Here is a 23351-nt window from a genome sequence, read left to right as displayed (position 1 = left end):
AAGTTAAGTTAGTTATTCTTGAACTTTTTCTGTTTCAATACCTTCTTTTGCTTCTTTCTGTTCTTTAGCCTCTTTTTTCTTTTTTGACTTTGATTTTTTAACCTCTTTAAAATCAGTCATAAAAGAGTTGTATTTTTCAATTTGATCAGGATTAAGAAAAGCAGTTATTTTTTTTGTTGTGCTCTCTTTTAATGCTTTCATTTGTTCAATTTTCTGATCTTGACTACTGCTTTCGTTTTTCAGCAATATCCCTTGCTCTCTCAAGCTGTCAGCAAAAACATTTGTAATTGCAATAACCTGAAGTTCATCAAGATTTACAACCGGTTTCATCTGCTCTGTAATTTTAGCTGCAGTTTCTTCGGCAGGAATTTCTTTGGGTTTGCTGGGAGAGCCTTGCGGGCCTGCCTGCATCATGCTTCTGTCCATTCCCATTCCGCCACCTCTTCCATAACCATTACCACCACCACCGTAACCATTGTTGTACCCGTTTCCGTATTGAGCAGAAACAGAAGTAACACATAGTAACGTAAAAACTAAAAGAAATAAAGATTGAATAGATTTCATAAAAGTATTTTTGTCAAAAGTTAGCAAATATATAATGTAAATTTAAGCAGGTTCTCCGTATAAATCAAATTCTGTTGCTTCAATTATCTTGATATTAACAAAATCTCCCGTTTTTACATAATGTTTTGAGGCATCAATTAAAACTTCGTTATCAACATCAGGGCTATCAAACTCAGTTCTTCCAACAAAATGAGCGCCTTCTTTTCTGTCAATGATGCATTTGAAAACTTTTCCAACTTTTTCCTGGTTCAAATCCCATGAAATTTGAGATTGTAATTCCATGATTTCATTTGCTCTGGCTTGTTTTACGTCATCCGGTACATCATCTTCAAGCAAATAGGCATGTGTGTTTTCTTCGTGTGAATATGCAAAACATCCCATTCGGTCAAATTTCATTTCCTGAACGAAATCTTTCAAAATTTCAAAGTCTTCCTGAGTTTCACCAGGATATCCAACAATTAAGGTTGTTCTGATCGCCATTCCCGGAACAGAAGCACGGAATTCTTTTAATAATTGAGTTGTTTTTGCCTGTGTAGTTCCACGACGCATTGATTTCAGAATAGAATCTGAAATGTGTTGTAGCGGAATATCAATATAATTACAGATTTTAGGCTCGCGTTTCATGATTTCCAAAACATCCATCGGGAAACCGGTAGGGAAAGCATAATGTAAACGAATCCATTCAATTCCTTCCACTTTTACTAAGGCTTCCAGAAGTTCACCAAGATTTCTCTTTTTATATAAATCAAGACCATAATACGTTAGATCCTGAGCAATTAAAATCAATTCTTTAACGCCATTTTTTGCCAAACCTTCAGCTTCTTTAACCAATTTTTCAATGGATTGAGAAACGTGTTTACCACGCATAAGCGGAATAGCACAGAAACTGCAAGGTCTGTCGCAACCTTCGGCAATTTTTAAATAAGCGTAATTTTTAGGCGTTGTAGTTAAACGTTCTCCTAACAATTCGTGTTTGTAATCGGCTCCTAAAGCTTTTAATAATTGTGGTAATTCTGTTGTACCAAAATATTGATCTACATTTGGGATTTCTTTTTCTAAATCAGGTCTGTAGCGCTCAGATAAACATCCGGTTACGAAAACTTTATCTACGAGTCCTTTGTCTTTTTTATCTGCATATTCCAAAATCATATTTACTGATTCTGCTTTTGCATTATCAATAAAACCACAAGTGTTAATTACGATGATGTTTCCTTCTCTCTCTGCAGGAGCCTCATGCTCAACTTCTTTTCCGCTTGCACGAAGTTGCCCCATTAAGACTTCACTGTCATATACATTCTTCGAACACCCAAGAGTGATTACGTTAATTTTGTTCTTTTTTAAAGACTTGGTTCTCATACTTTTATAAATTGGAGTGCAAAATTACACTTTTTTATTCAAACACCGCTTGTTTCGGTTTGTTTTAGGTGATTTTTGTGAACCGGATTGCGCTATTTAAATAGGATCTGTATTACTTATAGAGGTTTAAAAAATGATTTTGCTCTAATTTTGAATAAAAAAAACCGTTAAGTATAAACCTAACGGAAATTAAAGCATTCTATTTTATTTCTAATTACAATTCAAATAATAAAGTCAAAGAAACATTATTTAGTTTCGATGTGATGTTGGCTCCGTCAGTAAATCCGGTGGCGAAAAATCCCTGATTTGTTTTTCTTTCTAAATAAGAATAAGCTAAATCTACTTTTGTACTACCGAAATTGTAGCCTAAACCACCTGAGTAGCTGTTTAAGTCGCCAATTGTTGTTTTGTTTTTATAAGGGCTGCCTTCATAGCGGTATCCACCACGGAGACTTAATTGTTTGATTTTGTATTCTGCACCGATTCTTAATTCTGCGGCACTGGTTAAAGTGTTGCTCATTTCGTTGTTTAGACCTCTAAAACCTTGATCACTTTTTGGTTTGTATTTTGTGTTTCCGTAATCTTTAATGGCGTAATCAATACTGATTAAACCGGATTTTCCGAATACATAAGCACCACTAAAAGTTACTTTTCCCGGAGTTTGTAAGGTATAGGGTTTATAAACGTTTACAACATTTGGATTAACAGATTCATATTTTTCTGGTCCTCCCGCTGCTTGTCTGGTAGTGTATAGACTTTGAGATATTTCATCATTAAGTTCGTACCAGGTATTAGATTCGTAAGCAAAACCAAGACGGAACGATTCGGTAACTTTTGCAATAGCTCCAAGTTGAAAAGAGAAACCATTCCCGTAAGTGTACTGATTGTTGTTAAAACGCAGGTCTGATATTGTTTCAACAGGTTGTAGTGCGTTGCGGTTGCTTTCATAAAAACTACTTGATCTTCTGAAGTCCGTAACGTGTACATTTAGATTTGCACCTATATAAAGACGGTCTTTGTATGATGTCGAGATATTGAAACTTGCCTTGCTGTTGTATCCACTGGTGTAAACTTCGTTTTTCTGATTATAATTACCTCCAGATGGTACTCCTGAGGTGTATAGTGTGTTGCTGTTGTTTGGGGTTACGGGATAAATAACTTTACCGTTATATCCGAAAAAAGCTTGTTGTTCGTCATAGAACTGATCGCCGTAGTTGATGTTTGTGATGTCTCCTAAAGGAATACCATTAGCATAAGCTAAAAAATACTTATCAATTGAATTTCTTGGATTTGTTCCGGCAGAGAAAATATTGTTATCAAAATTGTTTGTGTTCTCATAAGTAGCTCCAATTGCTATTTTTTTCCAGTTGTTGTTAGGATTTCTGTCGTGAAAAACAAAAACAGCTCCAGCCTGATTCAGGATGAAAGAGTTTTCGTTGTCACTTGTTTGGGTTCCGAAATAATTGGAGTTGTTCTTTTTACTTTGATTGCTGAAAGTTACTCCAGCTTGATTGTTTAAGAATATTGCTGATCCTGCAGGGTTGACTGTCAAAGAAGACAGATCGCCTCCAACTGCTCCGAAAGCGCCGCTCATTGCTCTGAATCGGGCAGTTCCGGTAATGTTGTCTTGTGCGTAACGCATTGCATCTGAAACTTCTTGAGAATGTGAGACGCTAACAGATAGTCCTGCTATAAATAGGAAGAATATTTTTTTCATTTGGTTTAATTTTAGATGATTTTGAAGGGGTGTTAAAAACAGAAGAGAAATTATCTTCTGCCGCCACCGCCACCGCCGTACGATCTACCGCCACCGCCACCGCCGCCAGAAGATCTCATGCTTCCACCACCACTATTCGTTGAGCGTGATGGACTTGGAGAATAACTTCTCGTTGGAGCGCTGTTGTTGCCGTTATTGTAATTGTAGTTTCGGGTTGTTGTGTTGTTGTTGTTATACGATCTTCTGTTTGAATTATCGTAGCTATTACTCTGACCTTGTGAGTACGTTCTGTTTGTAAAAGTAGGATTCGTTGTTGTTCTTCCGTTTACAGTAGAACTTCTTCTATAGTCGGTATAGTTATTTTGTCTGTTTGTGTTAGAGTAGCTTCTGTCCGTGTTATAGCTTCTGTTTGTAAAATTTCGGCTGCTATTGTCTCTGTTGGTGAAGTTTCTGTTACTGTAGCTTCTGTCAGTATAACTTCTATTGGTGTAGTTTCTATTGCTGTAGCTTCTGTCAGTATAACCTCTGTTGGTGTAATCTCTGTTTACGCCATAATTTCTTCCGCCGTAGTAAGCTGCAGAACCTCTTCTTCCGTAGTTATAAGCATAATTGTTATATCCGTATCCGACGCCCCAGTATCCGGGATAGCCTCCCCATCCGTAACCAGGTCCCCAATATCCAGGGTAGCCCCATCCATATCCGGGATAACCCCAATAACCGCCACCATAGCCCCATCCTAATCCGTAGTAAGGGTAACCCCATCCCATAGAAAGACCCCATGACCATGTAGTGTCAGGGTAATAGTTGATCGCTACTTCTGTGGTGCTGCTTCCCCAGGCTGGGTATGATGTAGCTGCGGTTTGTGTGCTGTCATTTTCAGCATAATTACCATAATTGTCTACGTCTGTAAAAATTTCGGTAGACTGATTGTCGTCTTGCAGCGATTTAAAGTAATCTTTATATTGATTATTCGTATTAGTGGTGGTTGTTTGTGCGTAGGTGCTTCGTGTAGTACCATAAACACCATCATTATCTTGATAAGACGTATTTTGGTAAGAACCACACGATGTTACTAGAAAACTCAATAATCCGATTAGGTAAAAATAACTTGAGTTTTGGCGGAGTGAAAGAGAAGTTTTCATATCTGTGGTGTTTTTTATTGTTGCACATTACAAAAATAGTTAGTTTTGTCAAACTATTTAGTTAAAAAATAATAAAACAAAATTTGTGCCAAACTATTCAATATGAGTAAGAACCTCACTACAAGATCAGAAGATTATTCGAAATGGTATAACGAGCTGGTTGTAAAAGCAGATCTAGCTGAAAACTCAGGAGTTAGAGGATGTATGGTTATCAAACCTTACGGATACGCCATTTGGGAAAAAATGCAGGCTGAGTTAGACAGGATGTTTAAAGAGACAGGGCATCAGAATGCTTATTTTCCTCTATTCGTGCCTAAAAGCATGTTTGAGGCTGAAGAAAAAAATGCAGAAGGATTTGCAAAAGAATGTGCAATCGTAACACATTATAGATTAAAAAATGACCCGGATAAACCCGGAAAACTAATGGTTGACCCAAATGCGAAACTAGAGGAGGAGCTTATCGTTCGTCCAACAAGTGAAGCTATTATTTGGTCTACTTATAAAGGATGGGTGCAATCGTACAGAGATTTGCCTTTGTTGATTAATCAATGGGCTAATGTGGTGCGTTGGGAAATGCGTACGCGTTTGTTTTTGAGAACAGCTGAGTTTTTATGGCAAGAAGGTCATACGGCTCACGCTACAAAAGCAGAAGCTTTAGAAGAGTCTGAAAAAATGATGAATGTTTATGCTGATTTTGCAGAGAACTTCATGGCGATTCCGGTTGTTAAAGGTATAAAAACCGAAACAGAACGTTTTGCCGGTGCAGATGAAACCTATTGTATTGAAGCATTAATGCAAGATGGAAAAGCTTTACAAGCTGGTACGTCACACTTTTTAGGTCAGAATTTCGCAAAAGCATTTGATGTGAAGTTTGCTAACGCCGAAGGGAAACAAGAGCATGTATGGGGGACTTCTTGGGGAGTTTCTACTCGTTTGATGGGGGCGTTGGTTATGACGCACTCTGATGACCAAGGATTGGTTTTGCCTCCTAATTTAGCGCCAATACAAGTGGTTATTGTTCCTATTCATAAAACAGATGAACAGTTAGAGCAAATTACTACTGCTGTAAATGAATTGACAGCTAAGCTTAGAAAATTAAAGATTTCGGTTAAATATGACGACAGAACAACTCAAAAACCAGGATTCAAGTTTGCGGAATGGGAATTGAAAGGAGTTCCGGTTAGAATTGCTGTAGGACCAAAAGATTTGGAAAATGGTACTTTTGAAGTTGCAAGAAGAGATACTTTGACTAAAGAAGTGGTTGCTGCTGAAGGAATCGTGAATTATATAAATGATCTTTTGGAGCAGATTCAAAACGATTTATTCAGTAAAGCTTTAGAATATCGCAATACACATATTACGGAAGTAAATAGCTTTGAGGAGTTTAAAGAAGTTTTAGATGGTAAAGGTGGTTTTGTGTCAGCACATTGGGACGGAACTGCGGCTACTGAAGAGAAAATAAAAGACCTTACAAAAGCGACAATTCGTTGTATTCCTTTGGACGCCGTTGAGGAGCTGGGAATCTGTGTTTTAACAGGAGAGAAATCGGCCCGAAGAGTACTGTTTGCTAAGGCTTATTAAAAAAAAAATAACATTTTTTTGCTTCAGCTATTGTGCAACTTAAAAATAGTTGTATCTTTGCATCCGCATTAGAGAAGCAGGCCCGTTCGTCTATCGGTTAGGACGCATGGTTTTCATCCATGTAAGAGCGGTTCGATTCCGCTACGGGCTACTATTTTTTTTGCGAAATAAGTTATTTAACTTGATGTTATTATGGCCCGTTCGTCTATCGGTTAGGACGCATGGTTTTCATCCATGTAAGAGCGGTTCGATTCCGCTACGGGCTACAAATTTCAATTGATTACAATTGGAGAAAACTTAGAAGAAAGCTGGTCTGTTCGTCTAGGGGTTAGGACTCCAGGCTTTCGTCCTGGTAACAGGGGTTCGATTCCCTTACAGACTACAAAATTAGTTGTAAATTAGTTTTATAAAATAAGAGTTGGTGTCTCGATTTTTATTTTATTAGTTAAAACCAAAGTGATTGTTTTGCAATTGTGGGAGGTTTTTCTTTTTTAACTAGTATTTATAATAATTATTACATCTAAAATTAAAGAAAAAATGGCAAATCATAAGTCAGCATTAAAAAGAATCAGAAGTAACGAAAAAAGAAGAGTTCTTAACAGATACCAACACAAGACTACTCGTAATGCAATTAAAGCATTAAGATTGTCTACTGAGAAATCTGATGCAGCTTCAAAATTATCAACTGTAATCTCTATGATTGATAAATTAGCTAAGAAAAACATCATTCATGATAATAAAGCTTCTAACTTGAAGTCTAAATTAACGAAACATGTTGCTAAATTGTAATTAAATACAATTTTTTAAAAATATAAAAGCCCTCTTCTGGAGGGCTTTTTTTTGTTTGGTGAAATTTGAAAAAAAAGTAAAAATCTCGCAAAGTCGCAAAGTTTTAATGGGTCAGGTGTGAAAATTGAGATTAAGTAAAAGTGTGTCTAAACCATATAAGTGATGTAAGTTCATTTTAGATTTGGTTTGCGCTACATAAATACAATGATTATTGAATTAAATAAAAAAAAGAAATTCATTTTAATCTTAAAAATCTGTGGCAAAGAAATAATGGATCGACACGAAAACCTGTGGAGTATCAAAAATTAAGCTTATATATTCGTTAATCTAAAAAGGACAAATAGATGTGAGAATTTAGTTTATCTAATACACACACACACACACACACATACAGTTTGCCCTTTCGACGAAGGAGAAATCTCCGCAAGAAACTCCGTAAAAACAAGCTCAGCAAAGGCAGACTTATTTGGTTTATTCGCTTTCGTTCGGGTCACCTTCGTGAAAAAAGACAAAGTGAGTGTCTGACTTTTGTAGCCTTAGTGACTCTGTGAGGTTTTATTATTTCCCCGAAACAATGTGTCTTGATCCGAAATAGTTCGTGCGGATTGGTGTAATTCGTGGCAAATGAGTAAAAAATGTCGCAAAGTCGCAAAATCAAAAAGTTTTAATGAAAAAGTAGAAAAACTTTGAGGTTCTGTGATGTTTCGAGAAACACAAGGTGAAAAATCGGAAAACAGAAGGATAGAGCTTAAAAATAAGAAGGGAAAACTTTACGGCTTGGCGTCTTTGCGAAATCGTCAAAGAGAGAAGTTGAGGAATAAGGCCTTAAAAAGCAATGATAGAAAAGTATAAGATCGTCAATAAGTGTTCTGTATTGTATCGTTTTTGAAGAAAGAGCAGAGTAGATAAGAAAAAAAACGACCCTTTCTAAGTTCACCCATATTTACCTTCCCATTGGAATTTGGAATTTAAAAAATTTGGAATTTTAAAAAAAATAAGCCCCTCAAGGCGCAATTTTTTTCTTTAGGTATTCCAGCATCGGTTGTGTGACAGGTTTGGAAAGAAAATCGATGATAATAGGATATTTTTTTGCTTTGGCTAAATCTTCAGGGTCAATTGTGGAAGATAATACGATGACATTGGCTGTGTTGAATTCGGCATAATCCGGAGAGGTAAAGTGGTCCAGAAACTCCCATCCGCTCATAACGGGCATGTTAAGGTCTAAAAAGATCAATTCCGGTTTTTTGTTGACTTTGTTTTTGCAGTTGTTGTATTTTAAGGTGTTAAAGTGGTGTAGTGCTTCTTCGCCATTTTGTGCTGTGATAATTTCATTTGAGAATGAAGATTTTGAAATTACTTTTTTGCATAACATTAACGTGATTGGATCATCGTCAATGCATAAAATTTGCTCAAGCATAATGTTAATTTTTAAATGTTATTGTAAATGTAGTTCCTTTGTTGACTTCGCTTTCGATGCTTATTGTTCCTCCCATGGTTTCTACCTGTGATTTTACGAGATATAAGCCCAGGCCTTTGCTGTCAGGATAATTGTGAAATCTCTGGTATAGCCCGAATACTTTGTCTTTATTTCTTTCCAGATCAATTCCGATTCCATTGTCTTTAAAGGTTAATATAGCTTTGTGGTCAATTTGTTCGGCGATAATAGATATTTTTAACTTTCTATTTTCGGATTTGTATTTGATGGAATTGGTTAACAGGTTGAGTAAAATACTTTCAATATAAGCTTTATTTGTGTTTAATAAAGGAACTCTGTCGAATTTGAGTTTGATAATTGGTTTGTGTAGTTCGATCTGAAAAGACAGTTGACTGAAGACGTTTTCAAAAACTTCTTTCAAAGAAACTTCTTCTTTTTGCATCGAAGGGTTGTCTTTGATGATGATCACTTTTACTAAATCGTTTATCGTTTCGTTTAATAAATGTGTCGATTTGTTGAAACCGGCTAGGATTTCTTCGAGTTCAGGATTTTCAATCGGAATATCCTCGATCAGGTTTAAAAGCCCGATTAGATTAGAGAGTGGTGCCCTTAGGTTATGAGATGTTATATAAGAGAATTGTTTTAAATCTTTGTTGTTTTGTGTTAGTTCACGAATAAGATGTTCTTTCTCTGTTTCTAGTTTTTTCTCATCTGTAATGTCTCTTTGAATGGAGATCCAGTGGGAAATAACGCCTTCGTTATTGAAAATCGGAATCATGGAAAACCGAACCCAATATTCTTCTTTTTGTTTGGTGTAGCCTATCGTTTCGATCAGGCATTCCTCTTCGTTTTTAATCGCTTTTAATAGTTTTTTCAACTCATCTGAGTCTGAATTTGGTCCTTTGTTGAAAATGTTTGTTGATTTTCCTATTATTTCATTGGGTTGGTAACCCGACATTTGTGAGAAGGCAGGGTTGATGTAAACTATTTTAGGAATTCTGCCGCTTGCTGAATTGGCTTCTGTGATTAAGATCGAATCTTTAGATTGTGTAATTACCGTTTCTAAAAGTTTCAATCGTTGTTCTTCTTCTTTCTGTTTTGTAATGTCCTGAATAGCTCCAATCATTCTGATGGCTCTGCCGTTTTCATCTTTCAATAAAAACCCTCGGTCTAAAACATATTTATAAGTTCCGTCTGCGCATCTGAAACGATATTGATCCTGCCATTTTTCGGTTTTTTGTTCAATAAAAGAATAAAGTTTAATAGACATTCTGATACTGTCTTCCGGATGGATTTTATCAAACCACCATTTTGATGTTTTGCCTACCTCTTTATGGTTGTATCCAAAAACGCTTTCTATTCCTTTGTTCCATCCGATGCTGTCTTTCTGAATTTTCCAGTCCCAAATGGTATCACTTGTTGCTTTTGCTACAATGTCATATTTTTCGTTCGATTCTTTAATGTCTTCGTTTGTTTTCTTTAATTTTTCAAAAACGGCAACATTTTTACTTTCGTTTTTTGCTAGTATGTATTTGAAAATAAGACCAGTTATAAGTATGAATAAAATGTCTTTAATGAAAAATAAATAAAAGTTTTCTTTGGAGGAAATGAAGCTGGCGAGTAGTTTATGACAGATTATAGCCATAAATAACGAAATGATAATATAAATTAGAGTAATTTGGAGAGTTTTACTTTTCATCACTCAAATATAGTTAAATTAACCATAATTAAACAATAATTAAAGTTCATTTTGAGGGGTAAATTTACATTGATTTAAACAACTAATTGCTTGTCTGTACGCAAACTATCGCAGAAACGTTTTTTATATCAAAATAAAGTGTACCTTTGCACCCATTAAAAATCACAGATGGAATCTATTAGAAACATTGCAATTATTGCCCACGTCGATCACGGTAAAACCACTTTGGTTGATAAAATTATGTATCACTGTCAATTATTTCGTGACAACGAAAACACAGGTGATTTAATTCTTGATAATAACGATTTAGAGCGCGAGAGAGGTATTACTATTACTTCTAAGAACGTATCAGTTCAATATAAAGGAACAAAGATCAATATTATTGACACTCCTGGCCACGCGGATTTTGGAGGTGAAGTAGAACGTGTTTTGAACATGGCCGATGGTGTATGTTTGCTAGTGGATGCTTTTGAAGGTCCAATGCCACAAACGCGTTTCGTATTACAAAAAGCGATTGACTTAGGTCTTAAGCCTTGTGTAGTTATCAACAAAGTTGATAAAGAGAACTGTACTCCTGAAGAAGTTCACGAAAAAGTTTTTGACTTAATGTTTGAATTAGGTGCTGAAGAATGGCAGTTGGATTTCCCAACCGTTTATGGTTCTGCTAAAAATAACTGGATGTCTGACCATTGGGAAAACGTAACTGATAATGTTGAAGCATTATTGGATATGGTTGTTGAAAATGTACCAGCTCCTAAAGTATCAGAAGGTAATCCTCAAATGTTGATTACATCTTTAGATTTCTCAGCTTTTACAGGACGTATCGCTATCGGTCGTTTAGAAAGAGGTGTCTTGAAAGAAGGAATGCCAATTTCTTTGGTAAAAAGAGATGGTACTGTATCAAAATCAAGAATTAAAGAATTACATACTTTTGAAGGTCTTGGACGTAAAAAAGTAACTGAAGTAATTGCTGGAGATATTTGTGCTATTGTTGGTGTTGAAGGTTTCGAAATTGGAGATACTATTTCTGATTTTGAAAATCCTGAAGGTTTAGCTTCTATTGCTATCGATGAGCCAACAATGAGTATGTTGTTTACTATTAATGACTCTCCTTTCTTTGGTAAAGAAGGTAAATTTGTAACTTCTCGTCATATTAGAGAAAGATTGACAAAAGAATTAGAGAAAAACTTAGCTATGAAGTTAGGTGAAACTGATTCTGCTGATAAATTCATGGTTTTTGGTCGTGGAGTACTTCACTTATCTGTTCTTATTGAAACAATGAGAAGAGAAGGATATGAGTTACAAATCGGACAACCACAAGTTATCATCAAAGAAATTGATGGTAAAAAATGTGAGCCTATCGAGGAATTGACAATCGATTTACCGGAATCACTTTCAGGTAGAGCGGTAGAGTTTGTTACCATGCGTAAAGGTGAAATGTTGAGTATGGAAACTAAAGGGGAACGTATGATTGTTAAATTTAATATTCCATCTCGTGGAATTATTGGATTGCGTAACCAATTACTTACTGCAACAGCTGGTGAGGCTATAATGGCACACCGTTTCATTGGATATGAGCCTTACAAAGGTGAAATTTCAGGACGTAACAAAGGTTCGTTAATTTCTATGGAAAAAGGAAAAGCTATTCCTTATTCTATCGATAAATTACAAGATCGTGGTAAATTCTTCGTTGAGCCAAATGCTGAAATCTATGAAGGTCAGGTAATTGGAGAAAACTCTCGTGGTGATGATATGTGTGTAAACGTAACGAAAGAGAAAAAACAATCTAACGTTCGTTCTTCTGGAAATGATGAAAAAGCGAGAATTATTCCTCCAATCATTTTCTCTTTAGAAGAAGCATTAGAGTACATTCAAAAAGATGAATATGTAGAGGTTACTCCAAAATCTATTCGTTTGAGAAAAATCTACTTGACAGAAACTGATAGAAAAAGATTTAAATTCTAAGTTATTTAAATTTCAATATAAAAATCCCAAATTCCAATCTATGGAGTTTGGGATTTTTTTTACAGCAAATATTGGAATTTGGAATTTAGAAAATTGGATGTTAAAATTCAGTTTGTCCTTTCGACGTAAGAAGAAATCACACAAGAAATTCCGTAAAGAAAAACGCCAATCTTTGTCGAATATTGGATGTGATTTCTCGACTTCGCTCGAAATGACAGAAACATAGGTAGAGGTTTAAAATCCAATATAAAAAATCCCAAATTCCAATTCTGGAGTTTGGGATTCGTTCTTAATAAGTATTGGAATTTGGAATTTAAAAAGATTGGAATTTATTAAAAGTTATCTTTTAAGACTATAATGACCTCTAGAGTTTTGAATTCTTTTTTTACAATAAATATTGGAATTTGGAATTTAAGAAAATTGGAATTTATTAAAAGTTATCTTTTAAGACTATGATGATCTCTAGAATTTGGAATTCTTTTTTTACAATAAATATTGGAATTTGGAATTTAAAAAGATTGGAATTTATTAAAAGTTATCTTTTAAGACTAAAGTGCCCTTTAACATTTTTGCCATTAATGAAGTTTAAATCAAACCAATAATCCGCTGCGGGTAATTGCTGGCCGTTGAATACTCCATTCCAGCCTGAGCTGTTTTGATTCATTTGTTTTAATAATTTTCCGTAGCGATCAAAAATAGAAATGGTGTAGTTGGGAAGTTGATCTAAGTTTTCGATTAGCCATAAATCATTATGACTGTCTCCATTTGGAGTGAAAAATCTTGGGTAGTCTAAAACATAGACCAAAAATAAATTGGAACTACCACAACCGTTTTTGTCTCTCGCAATGGCATTATAGATTCCCGGGCTAACTCTTGTGAATAAAGGGTCGTCTTGAAAAGAAATTCCGTCTAACGAAAATTCATAGTTTCCGACTCCGGTATATTTTAGTAGAACTGAATTATCATTCGCAGAGAAATCTTTAATAATAGCATCGGTAATAACAGCCGGCTCAGATAAGGTTACTTTGTATTTTTTAGTTTTTTCGCAGCCGTTTACATCAGTCACTTTTACCGAATAATCTCCGGGATTAGAAACGGTAATACGATTGCTTGTATCTCCTGTAGACCAAACGTAGCTGCTAAAACCGGGATCTGCTACCAGGTCAACCTGATTTCCTTTGCATAAATAAGCGGTCTCATCTTCAAAATTTGGCGGATCAAAAACATTTACAACCAAAGTAATTGGGGTAATGTCATAACAATCGGCTCCATTGACCACTCTTGCATAAATGGTTTGGGAATACGCCGTAGTGTTTTTAAAGAGATTTGGTAACGCATTTACTTCCGTTATAGCATCAATTGCAGTGAGATAATAATAAGGAGTTAATCCGCTTGGTAAACCTGTGGTAAGTTGTGGGTTCACTTGTGCTTTAAGATCAAATTGATAGAACCCATCAGGATTACCATCATCGTCGCAGGTTTTTATTGGATTTTGATCAGCGATTGTTGTGGTTGCAATTTGTAAAGTGACTTCGACAATTTTATAACATTTGTATTGGTTTTCAATTCTGGCGTAGATAATTTGATTGGGGCTTTTATTGATATAGTTTCCCGGATTTGCAATGGCGTTTGTTTTAGCTTGTGCATTAGCCAGGGATTCGTAATACCCATTGTTTGTAATGGTCGAAACATTGTTTTTTATAATATTATCTACTTTGGTCAAATTGAAGATTGAAAAACCGTCGGTATCATCATCACATTGTAAAAGAAGAGTATTTGTTGAAAGTATTTCGGGAGCATAATCAATTTTGATTTCTCCATAGGCTGTACAGCCTGTTGTTTTAAGTGAAGCTTCAATTTTATAAGTTCCGGCATCAGTCACTTCAAAAGTTGCGTTTGTGCCCAGAATAGTGGCTGGGTCTTCTTTTTTATACCATTTAAAATTATAGTCTGCGATGTCCAGTTTGGAGTCTAAGAGTACTTTCTCTCCAAAACAGGCAGGATTATTGGCTGCAATCGTACGATCCTCGCCTAAGTCAATTTTCGAAAGAAAACTTCCGGCTTCCAGAAAAATGGCTGACTCGAGATTTTTATTTTGATCATCGGCTATGACTAATTTTACATGGTATGTTTTTCCTGAGACTACAGTAGACTGAGCGGTCATAACTACCGTTTGTCCTGCGTAATTTACCGGACTGGTATTGGTATTTAAACCATTAAAAAAGTTTAGATTTGAAGCAGGGCAACCCGTATAGGCAATCCCTCCTGGTCGCACTCCGGGACCAATTGCCGGACGAATGTTTACAGAAGAAACGGGTGTAGTAGTTTTGGGTAATACCGCCAGATTTGTGTAGGGATCGCTTGTTCCGGCTTCTCTAATTAAAAAAGCAAACCCATCCGAATATTGACACGGATAATCGTATTGGTATTCGTTTGAAGCAAAAATATAATTAAAACTCAATGAATTTGCGGTAGCAACAAAATCAAATTCCAGCACTGTTGCATTTACAGACTGAATTCCTAGTACCTGATCCAGATTAGTATCCCCTATCCAGCTATCACTATCACTGCTTACAACATTACTTACATAGGGGCCTATGGCGCTTTGAGCGGTTGATGTTGCTATTACGATTCCTTCTGCAAAAGGAAAATTGCTTCCATTTCTGTTAAAATAGGCAAAACTTTTTTTTCCAGGTCTAAACGTATCCCCCGAACCTGTCGCGTTGGTAGCAGCAGCACAAGAGCTGGTAACTAAAACGTCTTCAATGAGAAACGTAGGATCTCTTTGATCGTCAATAGTAATGTTTTGCGCATTTACTTTCGCAAATGCGCAACTGATAAATAAGACTAATAAAATGTTTTTTAAATAGTTCATAGTATAACAAATATACTATAAATCTCTATTTTTTAATAATTTGTATGAAGAATAGACGAAGATAAATGTCCAGATTAAAACAATCAATATAGGAAGGTATTGAACGCTGTAATCGACATTAGTATCAATCCCTATTTGATTTCCAATGTTTTTCACTACAGATAATCTGGGAATTGGATTACTGATTAAATTAGACATAGCTTCGAGAGGCAGAAATTGTGTGATATAATGACCTGTTTCGCTTTCAGGGAAAATTTGGAATACTAAAATTCCTTTAATGATGCTTTCTACAAAAAACCAAACCAAAAGAAAGCCTAACGCAAATGCAGATCGTTTTACCAAAATTCCTAAAAACAAACAGAAGGAAAAGAAGCCCGTTAGTTTTACAAAAAAGGCTAAGAGGTAATCGAGATCTGTAAAAATAATTCCGAATTCGTTATATGAGGAAAAACACAATCCTAAGATTAAGCTCATCACAAAGACAAAAATGGTAGAGCACAATGCAAAAACAACAACGGTTAGAAATTTAGATAATATAAATTCTTTTTTGCTTAAACCGTCAATTAGATTTTGTTTTAAAGTTCCGTAACTATATTCATTAGCCATCATAGAAACAATAACAATGGCGAGGAAAAACTTGAGCCATGCCGCAATATAAGTGTTAAAATGCCAGATAAATGGAAAATTGAAAATTCCCATTTCAGCCAGATGGAATTTAAAAACACCAATATCAAATTTAATCGAAGCAATTAAGGCAATGAATGAAAGTAAAATGAAATAGGTTAACGTTAAGACACGACTGGCTTTGTTTTTCCAGATTTTTTGCAATTCTATAGAGATAAGTCTGTTCATGGTTTAGTTGTTTTTTGGAGTGGTATTTTTGGTTAATTCTAAAAACTGGGCTTCTAAGCTGTTTTTGCGTTTTACTAAATGACTTAGTGCAATGTCTTTAGAGAATAAATACAAATTTAGTTCAGAGGCAGACAAATCGGATTTTAGGTATACCAAAACCTTTCCTTCTTCTTCGACCACATGGTCTACGGTCGGATGTTCTTGCAGCACGTTCTTCAAGGCTTCATTATCATTGGCCTGAACTTCAAAAAAGCCTTCGTTAGAAGACATTCCGTCAACAGAACCGGAGTATAGGATTTCTCCTTTTCGCAGTACAATTACATGCGAACATACTTTTTCGACTTCGTCCAGCAGATGGGAAGCCAGTAAAATAGTAGTTCCCTGTGAAGCAATTTTTCGGATAATATCACGAATCTGGTGAATTCCCTGTGGGTCTAAACCATTTGTTGGTTCGTCTAAAATTAAAATTTCAGGATCGTTTAACAGCGCCGAAGCAATAGCCAGACGTTGTTTCATTCCTAAAGAAAAAGTGCTGAATTTACTGTTTTTTCTTTCCGTTAGACCTACTAAATCCAGCTTTTCATTAATTTTAGAATAATCAATGCTTTTTATTTTGCAAACCAATTTCAGGTTTTCTTCTGCCGTCATGTAGGGGTAAAAGTTCGGTCTTTCTATAATGGCACCTACCTTTTTTAAGGCATCGTGGGTCTGGATTTGTCCGTTAAACCAACTGTAGCTCCCTGATGTTCGGTTTACAACATTCAGGACAATACCCAAGGTGGTTGATTTTCCACTTCCATTGGGACCTAGTATGCCATAAACACGGCCTTTTTGTATTTCAAAAGATACATTTTTTAAGGCTTGAATGCGGCCGTATCTTTTGTGAAGATTTTCGATAGTAAGAATGGTTTCCAAATTTATTTCGGTTTTAGTTTTTAGTATGACGATTCAAGTTGTTTATTGTTACGTCAAATTTTATTTATGTGTTTAAAATTATAATTTACTGTAAATTTGTATTAAAGATATTCAAAATGAGCGAGCCTTTAATGGTCTTAAAAAAACCATCTTATCCTTTATTACCCTCTCTTTTAAGTTATTTGGAACGATACGAACGAATCTCGAAAGTATCAGTGTTCTATGATGATTTATTGCGGTTTTCCGGTTCGGTAAATGTCTATGATAAAAATGAAACAGACACTTTATGGATTCGGGTGTACTACAATGAATTTGAAAGAAATGAAATCGATTTAAATTTAAAGAAAATTTATTCCCTTTTACATTCTGATGGAAATAGCGAGATCATACAGTTTTTGAATATTGATGCGATTGATTACTGTACCTTCGGAAATTCGAAACCATTCCGGATAAAAGTCCGAAATATTCTCAATGACAATTACGTTCATTTTTATATTAAAAAAGCGGATGCTTCGAGGATTTACGGACTGGAATTGGAAGATATTCTTTCGCCGGACAAAATCAACTTTTTGGTTTATAAAGATACTCTAATCGAAGAGCATATTATCGGGATTCCCGGTGATGTCTTTATGGATACGTTGTTGCACAATTGTACAGAGATGGAAAAATCTCAGATAGCAAAAGAGTTCGTAAAGTTTAATGAGCGCTGCATGATTCGGCTTTTGGGAGACATGAGGGCGTATAATTATGTGATTGTACCGATTCATGATTTTGATCAGGTGGTTTATAAAATCCGTCCGATAGATTTTGATCAGCAGTGTTACGAAGGAAATTTTAAGGTCTATCGTCCTCAGTTTTTTAAGGAAAACTATCCGATGATTAAATTGATTAAAGAAAAGTTAGAAGAACGTTCGATCCTTCAGTATAAAGATGAGGAAAGGGCTATTTTGGCCAAACGTATTCATTCTGCCGAGAACCGAATGAAAAAGTTGTTGAATATTATGTGTCACGACACGATTTCGACAGAAGAACATTTGAATCAACTAAAAATGGAATTGTATCGTTATACTAATGATATGAAATTTAAAAATGCCAGATCGATGGGGCATATTATGTTTGCCGCTTTTGAATTTATTACGCGTAATTTTAAAAATACGAATTTAGTTTAAAATTAGTTTGCCACAGATTGCACAGATTTAAAGGATTTTTTTAATCATTGTAATCTTTTAATCTGTGGCAAAAACTTTAAAATATTTATTTTATGAGAAAATTTTTTCTACTTGCTGTTTCAATTGTTTTATTAGCTTGTCAGCAACAATCAGGCAATGATTTAAAAACGCTTTTTTCGCTTCCGAAAAAGCTTAAGGAAGTTTCCGGGATTACTTATTTTCCTAAATCTAATTTGATTTATACTTTGGAAGATAGCGGGAATGCCAATAAAATCTACGCATTAAATGCGGAGGGCAAAATAAATAAAACCATTACCGTTACCAACGCCACAAATGTAGATTGGGAAGATATTACAAAAGATCAGGCCGGAAATATTTACATAGGAGATTTTGGAAATAACGATAATAAACGCAAAGACTTGTGTATTTATAAATTGGCTAAAAACGAATTGAATAAAGAAAATGCCGTTTCAGAATATAAAATTTCCTTTTCGTATCCAGAACAAACCGAGTTTCCTCCAAAGAAAAAAGAACTGTTTTTTGATGTTGAAAGTTTCTTCGAATATCAGAACAACTTTTATCTTTTCACCAAAAACAGAAGCAAAGGCTTTGACGGTACCGTTTTTATCTATAAAATCCCAAATGCAGCAGGAACTCAAAAAGCCACTAAAATTGGTGAATTTAAAACCTGTGCCAACTACAATCATTGCGTTTTAACAAGTGCAACAATAAGCCCTGACGGAAAAAAAGTGGTGCTGTTAAGTCATGATAAAATTGTTCTATTCAAAGGATTCAAAGGGGATTTATTCCACAAAGGCTCGCAGACTGAAATAGAACTGAATGATTTTTCACAAAAAGAAGCCATCGTTTTCAAAGACAATACGACCTTACTCATCGCCGATGAAAAAACAAACAAAGTAGGAGGTAAGGTTTATGAGTTTAAGCTGAAGTAGTTGGGGGAGGGTAATTAGATAATTAGAAAACGGGATAATGTGAAATGGGAATGGTTACATGCCTATGTTAAAAGCTAAAAGTGAGCTATGAAATGGTAATTGCCAGATCATAGCTCACTTTTTTAATTATAAAGAAACCCTTGTCCCTCTGTTCTTTTGAACCTAGCTAAAAGCTATAAGCTGCTCCAAAAATTAGAAAATTAGAAAATGTGAAATCTGAGTTGTTAAACAAAATGTATTTATTGTTTGTTTTTGATTTTTTACGTCATTATTCTAAAAAGGGTCTATATCATTGAGATACACTCATTTCGTATTTCACATCTCACAAAGAAAAAACTTAGTTACTTAGCACCTTAGAGCCTCAGCACCTCAGAAAGCTAAAAGCTATAAGCCGCTCCAAAAATTATATAATGTGAAATGTGAGTTGTGAAACAAAATGTATTTATTGTTTGTTTTTGATTTTTACGTCATTATTCTAAAAAGGGTCTATATCATTGAGATATACCCATTTCGTATTTCACATTTCACAAAGAAAAAACTTAGTTACTTAGCAGCTTAGAGCCTCAGTATCTCAGAAAGCTAAAAACTATAGGCCGCCCCAAAAATTACTCTACCCACCTCGTCAGGGGATTTGAAATAAGAGATTCTTGCTGTGACTGTATTTACTGCATTGATCCAAAGTCCACCGCCGTAATCCTGGTGCCATTTTCTGGAGTTTTCTCCGTCTAGCCAAATTCTTCCGTAATCAAAACCGGCCAGAATTCCGTAGGTTAATGGTACAATGGTGCGTTGAATTTTACCAATAGAAAGTCTTAAATCACTGCTTTGAGAGAAGTAAGAATTTCCTAAGAAACGTTCGTTTCTATAACCGCGAAGATCTTTATCACCTCCGAGAGTGGCTCCTTGATAAAACTCGTAATTGTCATTTAGAATCGCTTTTCCTTTAAGGTAAGTGGCCAAAATCAGTTTTCCGTTTTTGTCAATTTTATGCGTAAAACCTAAAATACTTTCTAACGATGGGAAGTTTTGTTTCGCATCGTCTAAATTGGCAGTCCAACTCGCTTCAATAGAAAAAGCCATTCCTAAAGTCGGTTTTGCTTTAAAGTCCGAATTTCTAAAACTGTACTTCACTTTTACACCTCCAAAAAGTTTACTGTCAAAAACATCAGGATTGATACTGTTTGGTACGTTTATGAATCGGTCTCTGGTTTCTTCCACTTTCATTTGTTCCAGGAAGGGTTTGAAAGTAAACTCACTTCCGTAACGACCGACGTGTCTGATGGCTCCTGCGACTTTAAATTGCTGAATGCGGACTCTGTTGTAATCCATGTCAAATTCCTGATCCTTATTTTGGGTTTCATTTCCGTAACCAAAATAGTTGATGGCAAAATTAGGTGTGGTGTATTTTGACTCCACATCAATAACCCATTTTCCTAATAATCCGGGGAAATGTGCATCATAAGTAAATTCCAGACCTCCCGTAGCAAAATAATAAAAACCGTTTAAAATATGTTTTTGCGTGTACGGATTCTGTTTGAAATTGTTAACGGTATAATTTAAATTGAAACCCAATTTTACACCATCATCGGGATTATAACCAATGTTTGGAAGCCCCGAAACTACATTGTATTTGGGTTTTTCGTAATTGTATAAATTGACATCATAATCGTCAGTCAATTGTGTTTGTGTTTTAGAATCTAAATTATAAGTATTTTGTTTTGATTTAAAATCATACACAATCACTCGTTTTCCGTTTTCAATGTTGTAAATGTCATTGTTCTGACCTCCAATTAAACGAATCTTTATATTTGATTTGTGTTTTCCAATTACTTGAAAAGTATCGTTGTCATCTAAACCATACACCCATAAATTTTTGGTTTTGTCGTCGGTGATCTTTTTGGTGTAAATTAAATCATCTCCTTCTTTTTTAACTCTGTACACTTGAATCTCGATGCTTTTTGCGGCATTGTGATTGATGATAAATTTGTCTTTTTTGTCTGTTCCGGCAATCATGACCGTATGACTCAAAACTTTAAAATAGGTAGAGGCATATTGAGCAAGCTCCTTTTTTCGGTTCTTTAGTTTTTCCTTAATCTCTTCAATGGTTTGATCCTGAACTTCTTTTGGCAGTTGTTTAAAAGCATGATCGATATCACTGTCGGTTAAGTTTTCCTGAATAAATTTTGCCTGCGCGAGCCAGTCTTTTTCGTTCGAAGTTTTTAGAAAAGCCAGATCAAGCGGGTAAGGTTCTCTGTTGAACCATTTAACGTTGTCGATTTTATCCTTAAAAGTGCGCATATGACGAAGTGCCGGAATGTTCATTAACAACGAAAGCAAAGCTCCGTCGTATTTTGAAAAGGCCTGATCACGATCGCGCGGAATCGGTTTGTAAATTACCTTGCCGTCTTTTTTATATTCGCCCCAACGCCATTGATCGCTATGTCTGTCCCAATCCCCAATAAGCATATCAAACAAACGGGCTTTTATGTATTCGTTTTCATCAACACTGTATTTTTCATCCTTGTGAAGATTCAGCATCATATCGGTAGTACTGATAATATCGCTTGGATTTCCGTAACTTTTAACGTCTAAATGGTTGTCAGCAGGTCGTTCTTCCACCATATACAAAGCATCACCGAAATTGGAGTTGTATTCTTTTAAAGTGCTTTGTTTTGGAATATAATATAAAACCGGATTAGTATGTGGTAAATTCAATTTATCTGCCATTTCACCAACCGCAAAGGGTGTATAAGGATGAGAAGTTGTATAAAAATCCAACAAGAAATCTTCAGCATAGGTATCCTGAAAATCATTTACAATATACTGATCCTTAAAAGCTACAGCTTGTAAAAACTGCGTAGCGCTTTTTTTCATGGCACGCATTACATATTCGCGACCTTTAGCATCAGACATTCTTAATGAAATAGATTGATGACCACCACCTTCGCGAATCGGTTTCAAACCACCCATAAGCGTATCCAATGTGGCCGTTTTAGCTTCAATTGGCAGGCTGTAATATTTTCTGTAATGTTTTCCGAATAGAAACGAATGAACGAAACTCTTTCGGGTCATTTCCTTAGTATAAATTGAAGTAGTAAAGGTGGGCGGAAAATTATTCGGAGTCTCAGAAGCCCAGTTAAATTCTTTTGCTTTTATAATTTCATGTTCAAAAAGTTTTTTTTCTGTATTGTTTTCATTTCCAAAATACGTCACTTTAGCATCGCCGCTTTTAAACAAAGTCAGCGTAGCATACCCATTTCCACCATACGAAAAATCATTGGCGTTAATCGCTCTGGCAGCTTCAGATTTGGAGCCGGCACCGCTGATAATCTGTTTGATGTTTTCTTTATTGACATACTGCAGATTGTGATCGTGTCCTGAAACTACGATCACATTTTTTTGCTTTTGCAAAAGGGTTTTAATCCGTTTGATATAAATTGTATATTCTTTGTTTTGAATATCCTGCGGACTTACCCCGGAGGTCTGACGCAACAAATTGATAAAAGAACCTATAATCGGAAGCGGAATTTTTTGCTCTAAAGGGAATAATTGTTTTTCTAATGAAAATTGTCCACCATGCGATCCATTACTCATCAGAGGATGATGAAGGGCAATGATTACAGTCTTCTCTTGATTTTTGTTCAAAAGGCTTTCCAGTTCATCAAAAAACGCTTCTCTGGTTTTGATTTCGCAATTGTCATTGATAGTGGGGTGGTTGTCCCAATCTTCCAGAAACCATTCACTATCAATAGCTATCAACGTGGTGATACTGTCGATTTTAACATCCTCGATTGCACAGCTTTTTCGGGGTAGGAATGCTTTTTTATCCTTAAGATAATCGGTTACAAAAGCAGCCTGACGTTCCAGCCCTTTAATGCCATTATACCAATCATGATTTCCGGGAATTACAATGGTTTTTCCTTTAAATCCTTCTGTTAGTTTTAATTGGTTGGTAAGTTTTGTTTCCGCTAAAGCCTTCTCAGCAGCATTGTCGTTACTAGGAAAACCTTTTGGATAGATATTATCCCCTAAGAAAAGTAAAGTGGCTTTTTTGCTTGATTTTTTTAGTTTTTCATGCAATAATTCCAACGTTTGTTGTGCTTGTACCTGATCTGCATTGCCGGCATCGCCCACTAAATAAAAAGTATGCGCAATTTTTATGGTATCGGTTGCGTTTTCGTCTTTATTGGCACTCACATTTTTCCCGTATTGAGGTTTATGTGTTGCACATGAGCCTAGTATAAGCAGCAAAGTTAAAGTAGTGGAATAATTTTTAATTATAGTAATGAAAGGATTATCCGAAAACATTTTCATAATTTCGTAGTATTAAAATATTCTT

15 protein-coding genes and 3 tRNA genes are annotated in these 23351 nt (G+C 35.4%); 8 read left to right on the top strand and 10 right to left on the bottom strand.

The window, feature by feature from the left end:
- Positions 1-12: 12 nt before the first annotated feature.
- The 4 genes from LNP23_RS22265 to LNP23_RS22250 all read right to left on the bottom strand — a co-directional run bounded on the left by LNP23_RS22265 (position 13) and on the right by LNP23_RS22250 (position 4779).
- Positions 13-564, bottom strand: coding sequence for a hypothetical protein (locus LNP23_RS22265; RefSeq protein WP_047778433.1), 552 nt, complete (start codon positions 562-564; stop codon positions 13-15).
- A 42-nt stretch (positions 565-606) separates the two neighbouring features.
- Positions 607-1920, bottom strand: coding sequence for a 30S ribosomal protein S12 methylthiotransferase RimO (gene rimO / locus LNP23_RS22260; protein WP_047778432.1), 1314 nt, complete (start codon positions 1918-1920; stop codon positions 607-609).
- Positions 1921-2134: 214 nt separating this feature from the next.
- Positions 2135-3637 (bottom strand): OmpP1/FadL family transporter, encoded by a 1503-nt coding sequence (locus LNP23_RS22255; protein WP_230002930.1) that lies wholly within the window; start codon positions 3635-3637, stop codon positions 2135-2137.
- A 50-nt stretch (positions 3638-3687) separates the two neighbouring features.
- The gene (locus LNP23_RS22250; RefSeq protein WP_230002929.1) at positions 3688-4779 is read right to left on the bottom strand and encodes a hypothetical protein; all 1092 of its coding nucleotides are present in this window, start codon (positions 4777-4779) and stop codon (positions 3688-3690) included.
- 102 nt (positions 4780-4881) lie between these two features.
- On the opposite strand from LNP23_RS22250, the gene proS reads away from it, so the two are divergent.
- The 5 genes from proS to rpsT all read left to right on the top strand — a co-directional run bounded on the left by proS (position 4882) and on the right by rpsT (position 7149).
- On the top strand, positions 4882-6360 hold the full coding sequence (gene proS / locus LNP23_RS22245; protein ID WP_230002928.1) for a proline--tRNA ligase: 1479 nt from the start codon (positions 4882-4884) through the stop codon (positions 6358-6360).
- Positions 6361-6439: 79 nt separating this feature from the next.
- A tRNA-Glu gene (locus tag LNP23_RS22240) sits at positions 6440-6511 on the top strand.
- 43 nt (positions 6512-6554) lie between these two features.
- A tRNA-Glu gene (locus LNP23_RS22235) sits at positions 6555-6626 on the top strand.
- A gap of 44 nt (positions 6627-6670) precedes the next feature.
- Positions 6671-6742 (top strand) — tRNA-Glu (locus tag LNP23_RS22230).
- A gap of 155 nt (positions 6743-6897) precedes the next feature.
- Positions 6898-7149 carry a 30S ribosomal protein S20 gene (gene rpsT, locus LNP23_RS22225; RefSeq protein WP_047778428.1) on the top strand — a complete coding sequence of 84 codons (252 nt, stop codon included), beginning with the start codon at positions 6898-6900 and terminating at the stop codon, positions 7147-7149.
- 1003 nt (positions 7150-8152) lie between these two features.
- Here rpsT and LNP23_RS22220 read toward each other — a convergent pair.
- A complete protein-coding gene (locus LNP23_RS22220) occupies positions 8153-8566 on the bottom strand; it encodes a response regulator (RefSeq protein ID WP_047778595.1) in 414 nt (137 codons plus the stop codon).
- Between the two features lie 4 nt (positions 8567-8570).
- Positions 8571-10283 carry a PAS domain-containing sensor histidine kinase gene (locus LNP23_RS22215; RefSeq protein WP_047778596.1) on the bottom strand — a complete coding sequence of 571 codons (1713 nt, stop codon included), beginning with the start codon at positions 10281-10283 and terminating at the stop codon, positions 8571-8573.
- 168 nt (positions 10284-10451) lie between these two features.
- On the opposite strand from LNP23_RS22215, the gene typA reads away from it, so the two are divergent.
- A complete protein-coding gene (gene typA / locus LNP23_RS22210; protein WP_047778597.1) occupies positions 10452-12248 on the top strand; it encodes a translational GTPase TypA in 1797 nt (598 codons plus the stop codon).
- Between the two features lie 535 nt (positions 12249-12783).
- Here the strand turns inward: typA and LNP23_RS22205 are convergent.
- The 3 genes from LNP23_RS22205 to LNP23_RS22195 are packed head-to-tail and all read right to left on the bottom strand — an operon-like array spanning position 12784 to position 16890.
- A complete protein-coding gene (locus tag LNP23_RS22205) occupies positions 12784-15123 on the bottom strand; it encodes a T9SS type B sorting domain-containing protein (protein WP_230002927.1) in 2340 nt (779 codons plus the stop codon).
- Between the two features lie 15 nt (positions 15124-15138).
- A complete protein-coding gene (locus LNP23_RS22200; RefSeq protein WP_230002926.1) occupies positions 15139-15975 on the bottom strand; it encodes an ABC transporter permease in 837 nt (278 codons plus the stop codon).
- Positions 15976-15978: 3 nt separating this feature from the next.
- Positions 15979-16890 (bottom strand): ABC transporter ATP-binding protein, encoded by a 912-nt coding sequence (locus LNP23_RS22195; protein ID WP_230002925.1) that lies wholly within the window; start codon positions 16888-16890, stop codon positions 15979-15981.
- Positions 16891-17006: 116 nt separating this feature from the next.
- On the opposite strand from LNP23_RS22195, the gene LNP23_RS22190 reads away from it, so the two are divergent.
- A complete protein-coding gene (locus tag LNP23_RS22190) occupies positions 17007-18059 on the top strand; it encodes a hypothetical protein (protein WP_047778602.1) in 1053 nt (350 codons plus the stop codon).
- 92 nt (positions 18060-18151) lie between these two features.
- Positions 18152-19012, top strand: coding sequence for an SdiA-regulated/phytase-like domain-containing protein (locus LNP23_RS22185; RefSeq protein ID WP_230002924.1), 861 nt, complete (start codon positions 18152-18154; stop codon positions 19010-19012).
- 579 nt (positions 19013-19591) lie between these two features.
- Here LNP23_RS22185 and LNP23_RS22180 read toward each other — a convergent pair.
- Positions 19592-23326 carry a metallophosphoesterase gene (locus LNP23_RS22180; protein ID WP_230002923.1) on the bottom strand — a complete coding sequence of 1245 codons (3735 nt, stop codon included), beginning with the start codon at positions 23324-23326 and terminating at the stop codon, positions 19592-19594.
- Positions 23327-23351 lie beyond the last annotated feature (25 nt).

The sequence above is a fragment of the Flavobacterium cupriresistens genome (genome assembly GCF_020911925.1).
GTDB lineage: Bacteria > Bacteroidota > Bacteroidia > Flavobacteriales > Flavobacteriaceae > Flavobacterium > Flavobacterium cupriresistens.
Note: the sequence above shows the minus strand (reverse complement) of the source record. Positions and strands in the feature narration are given on the sequence as shown.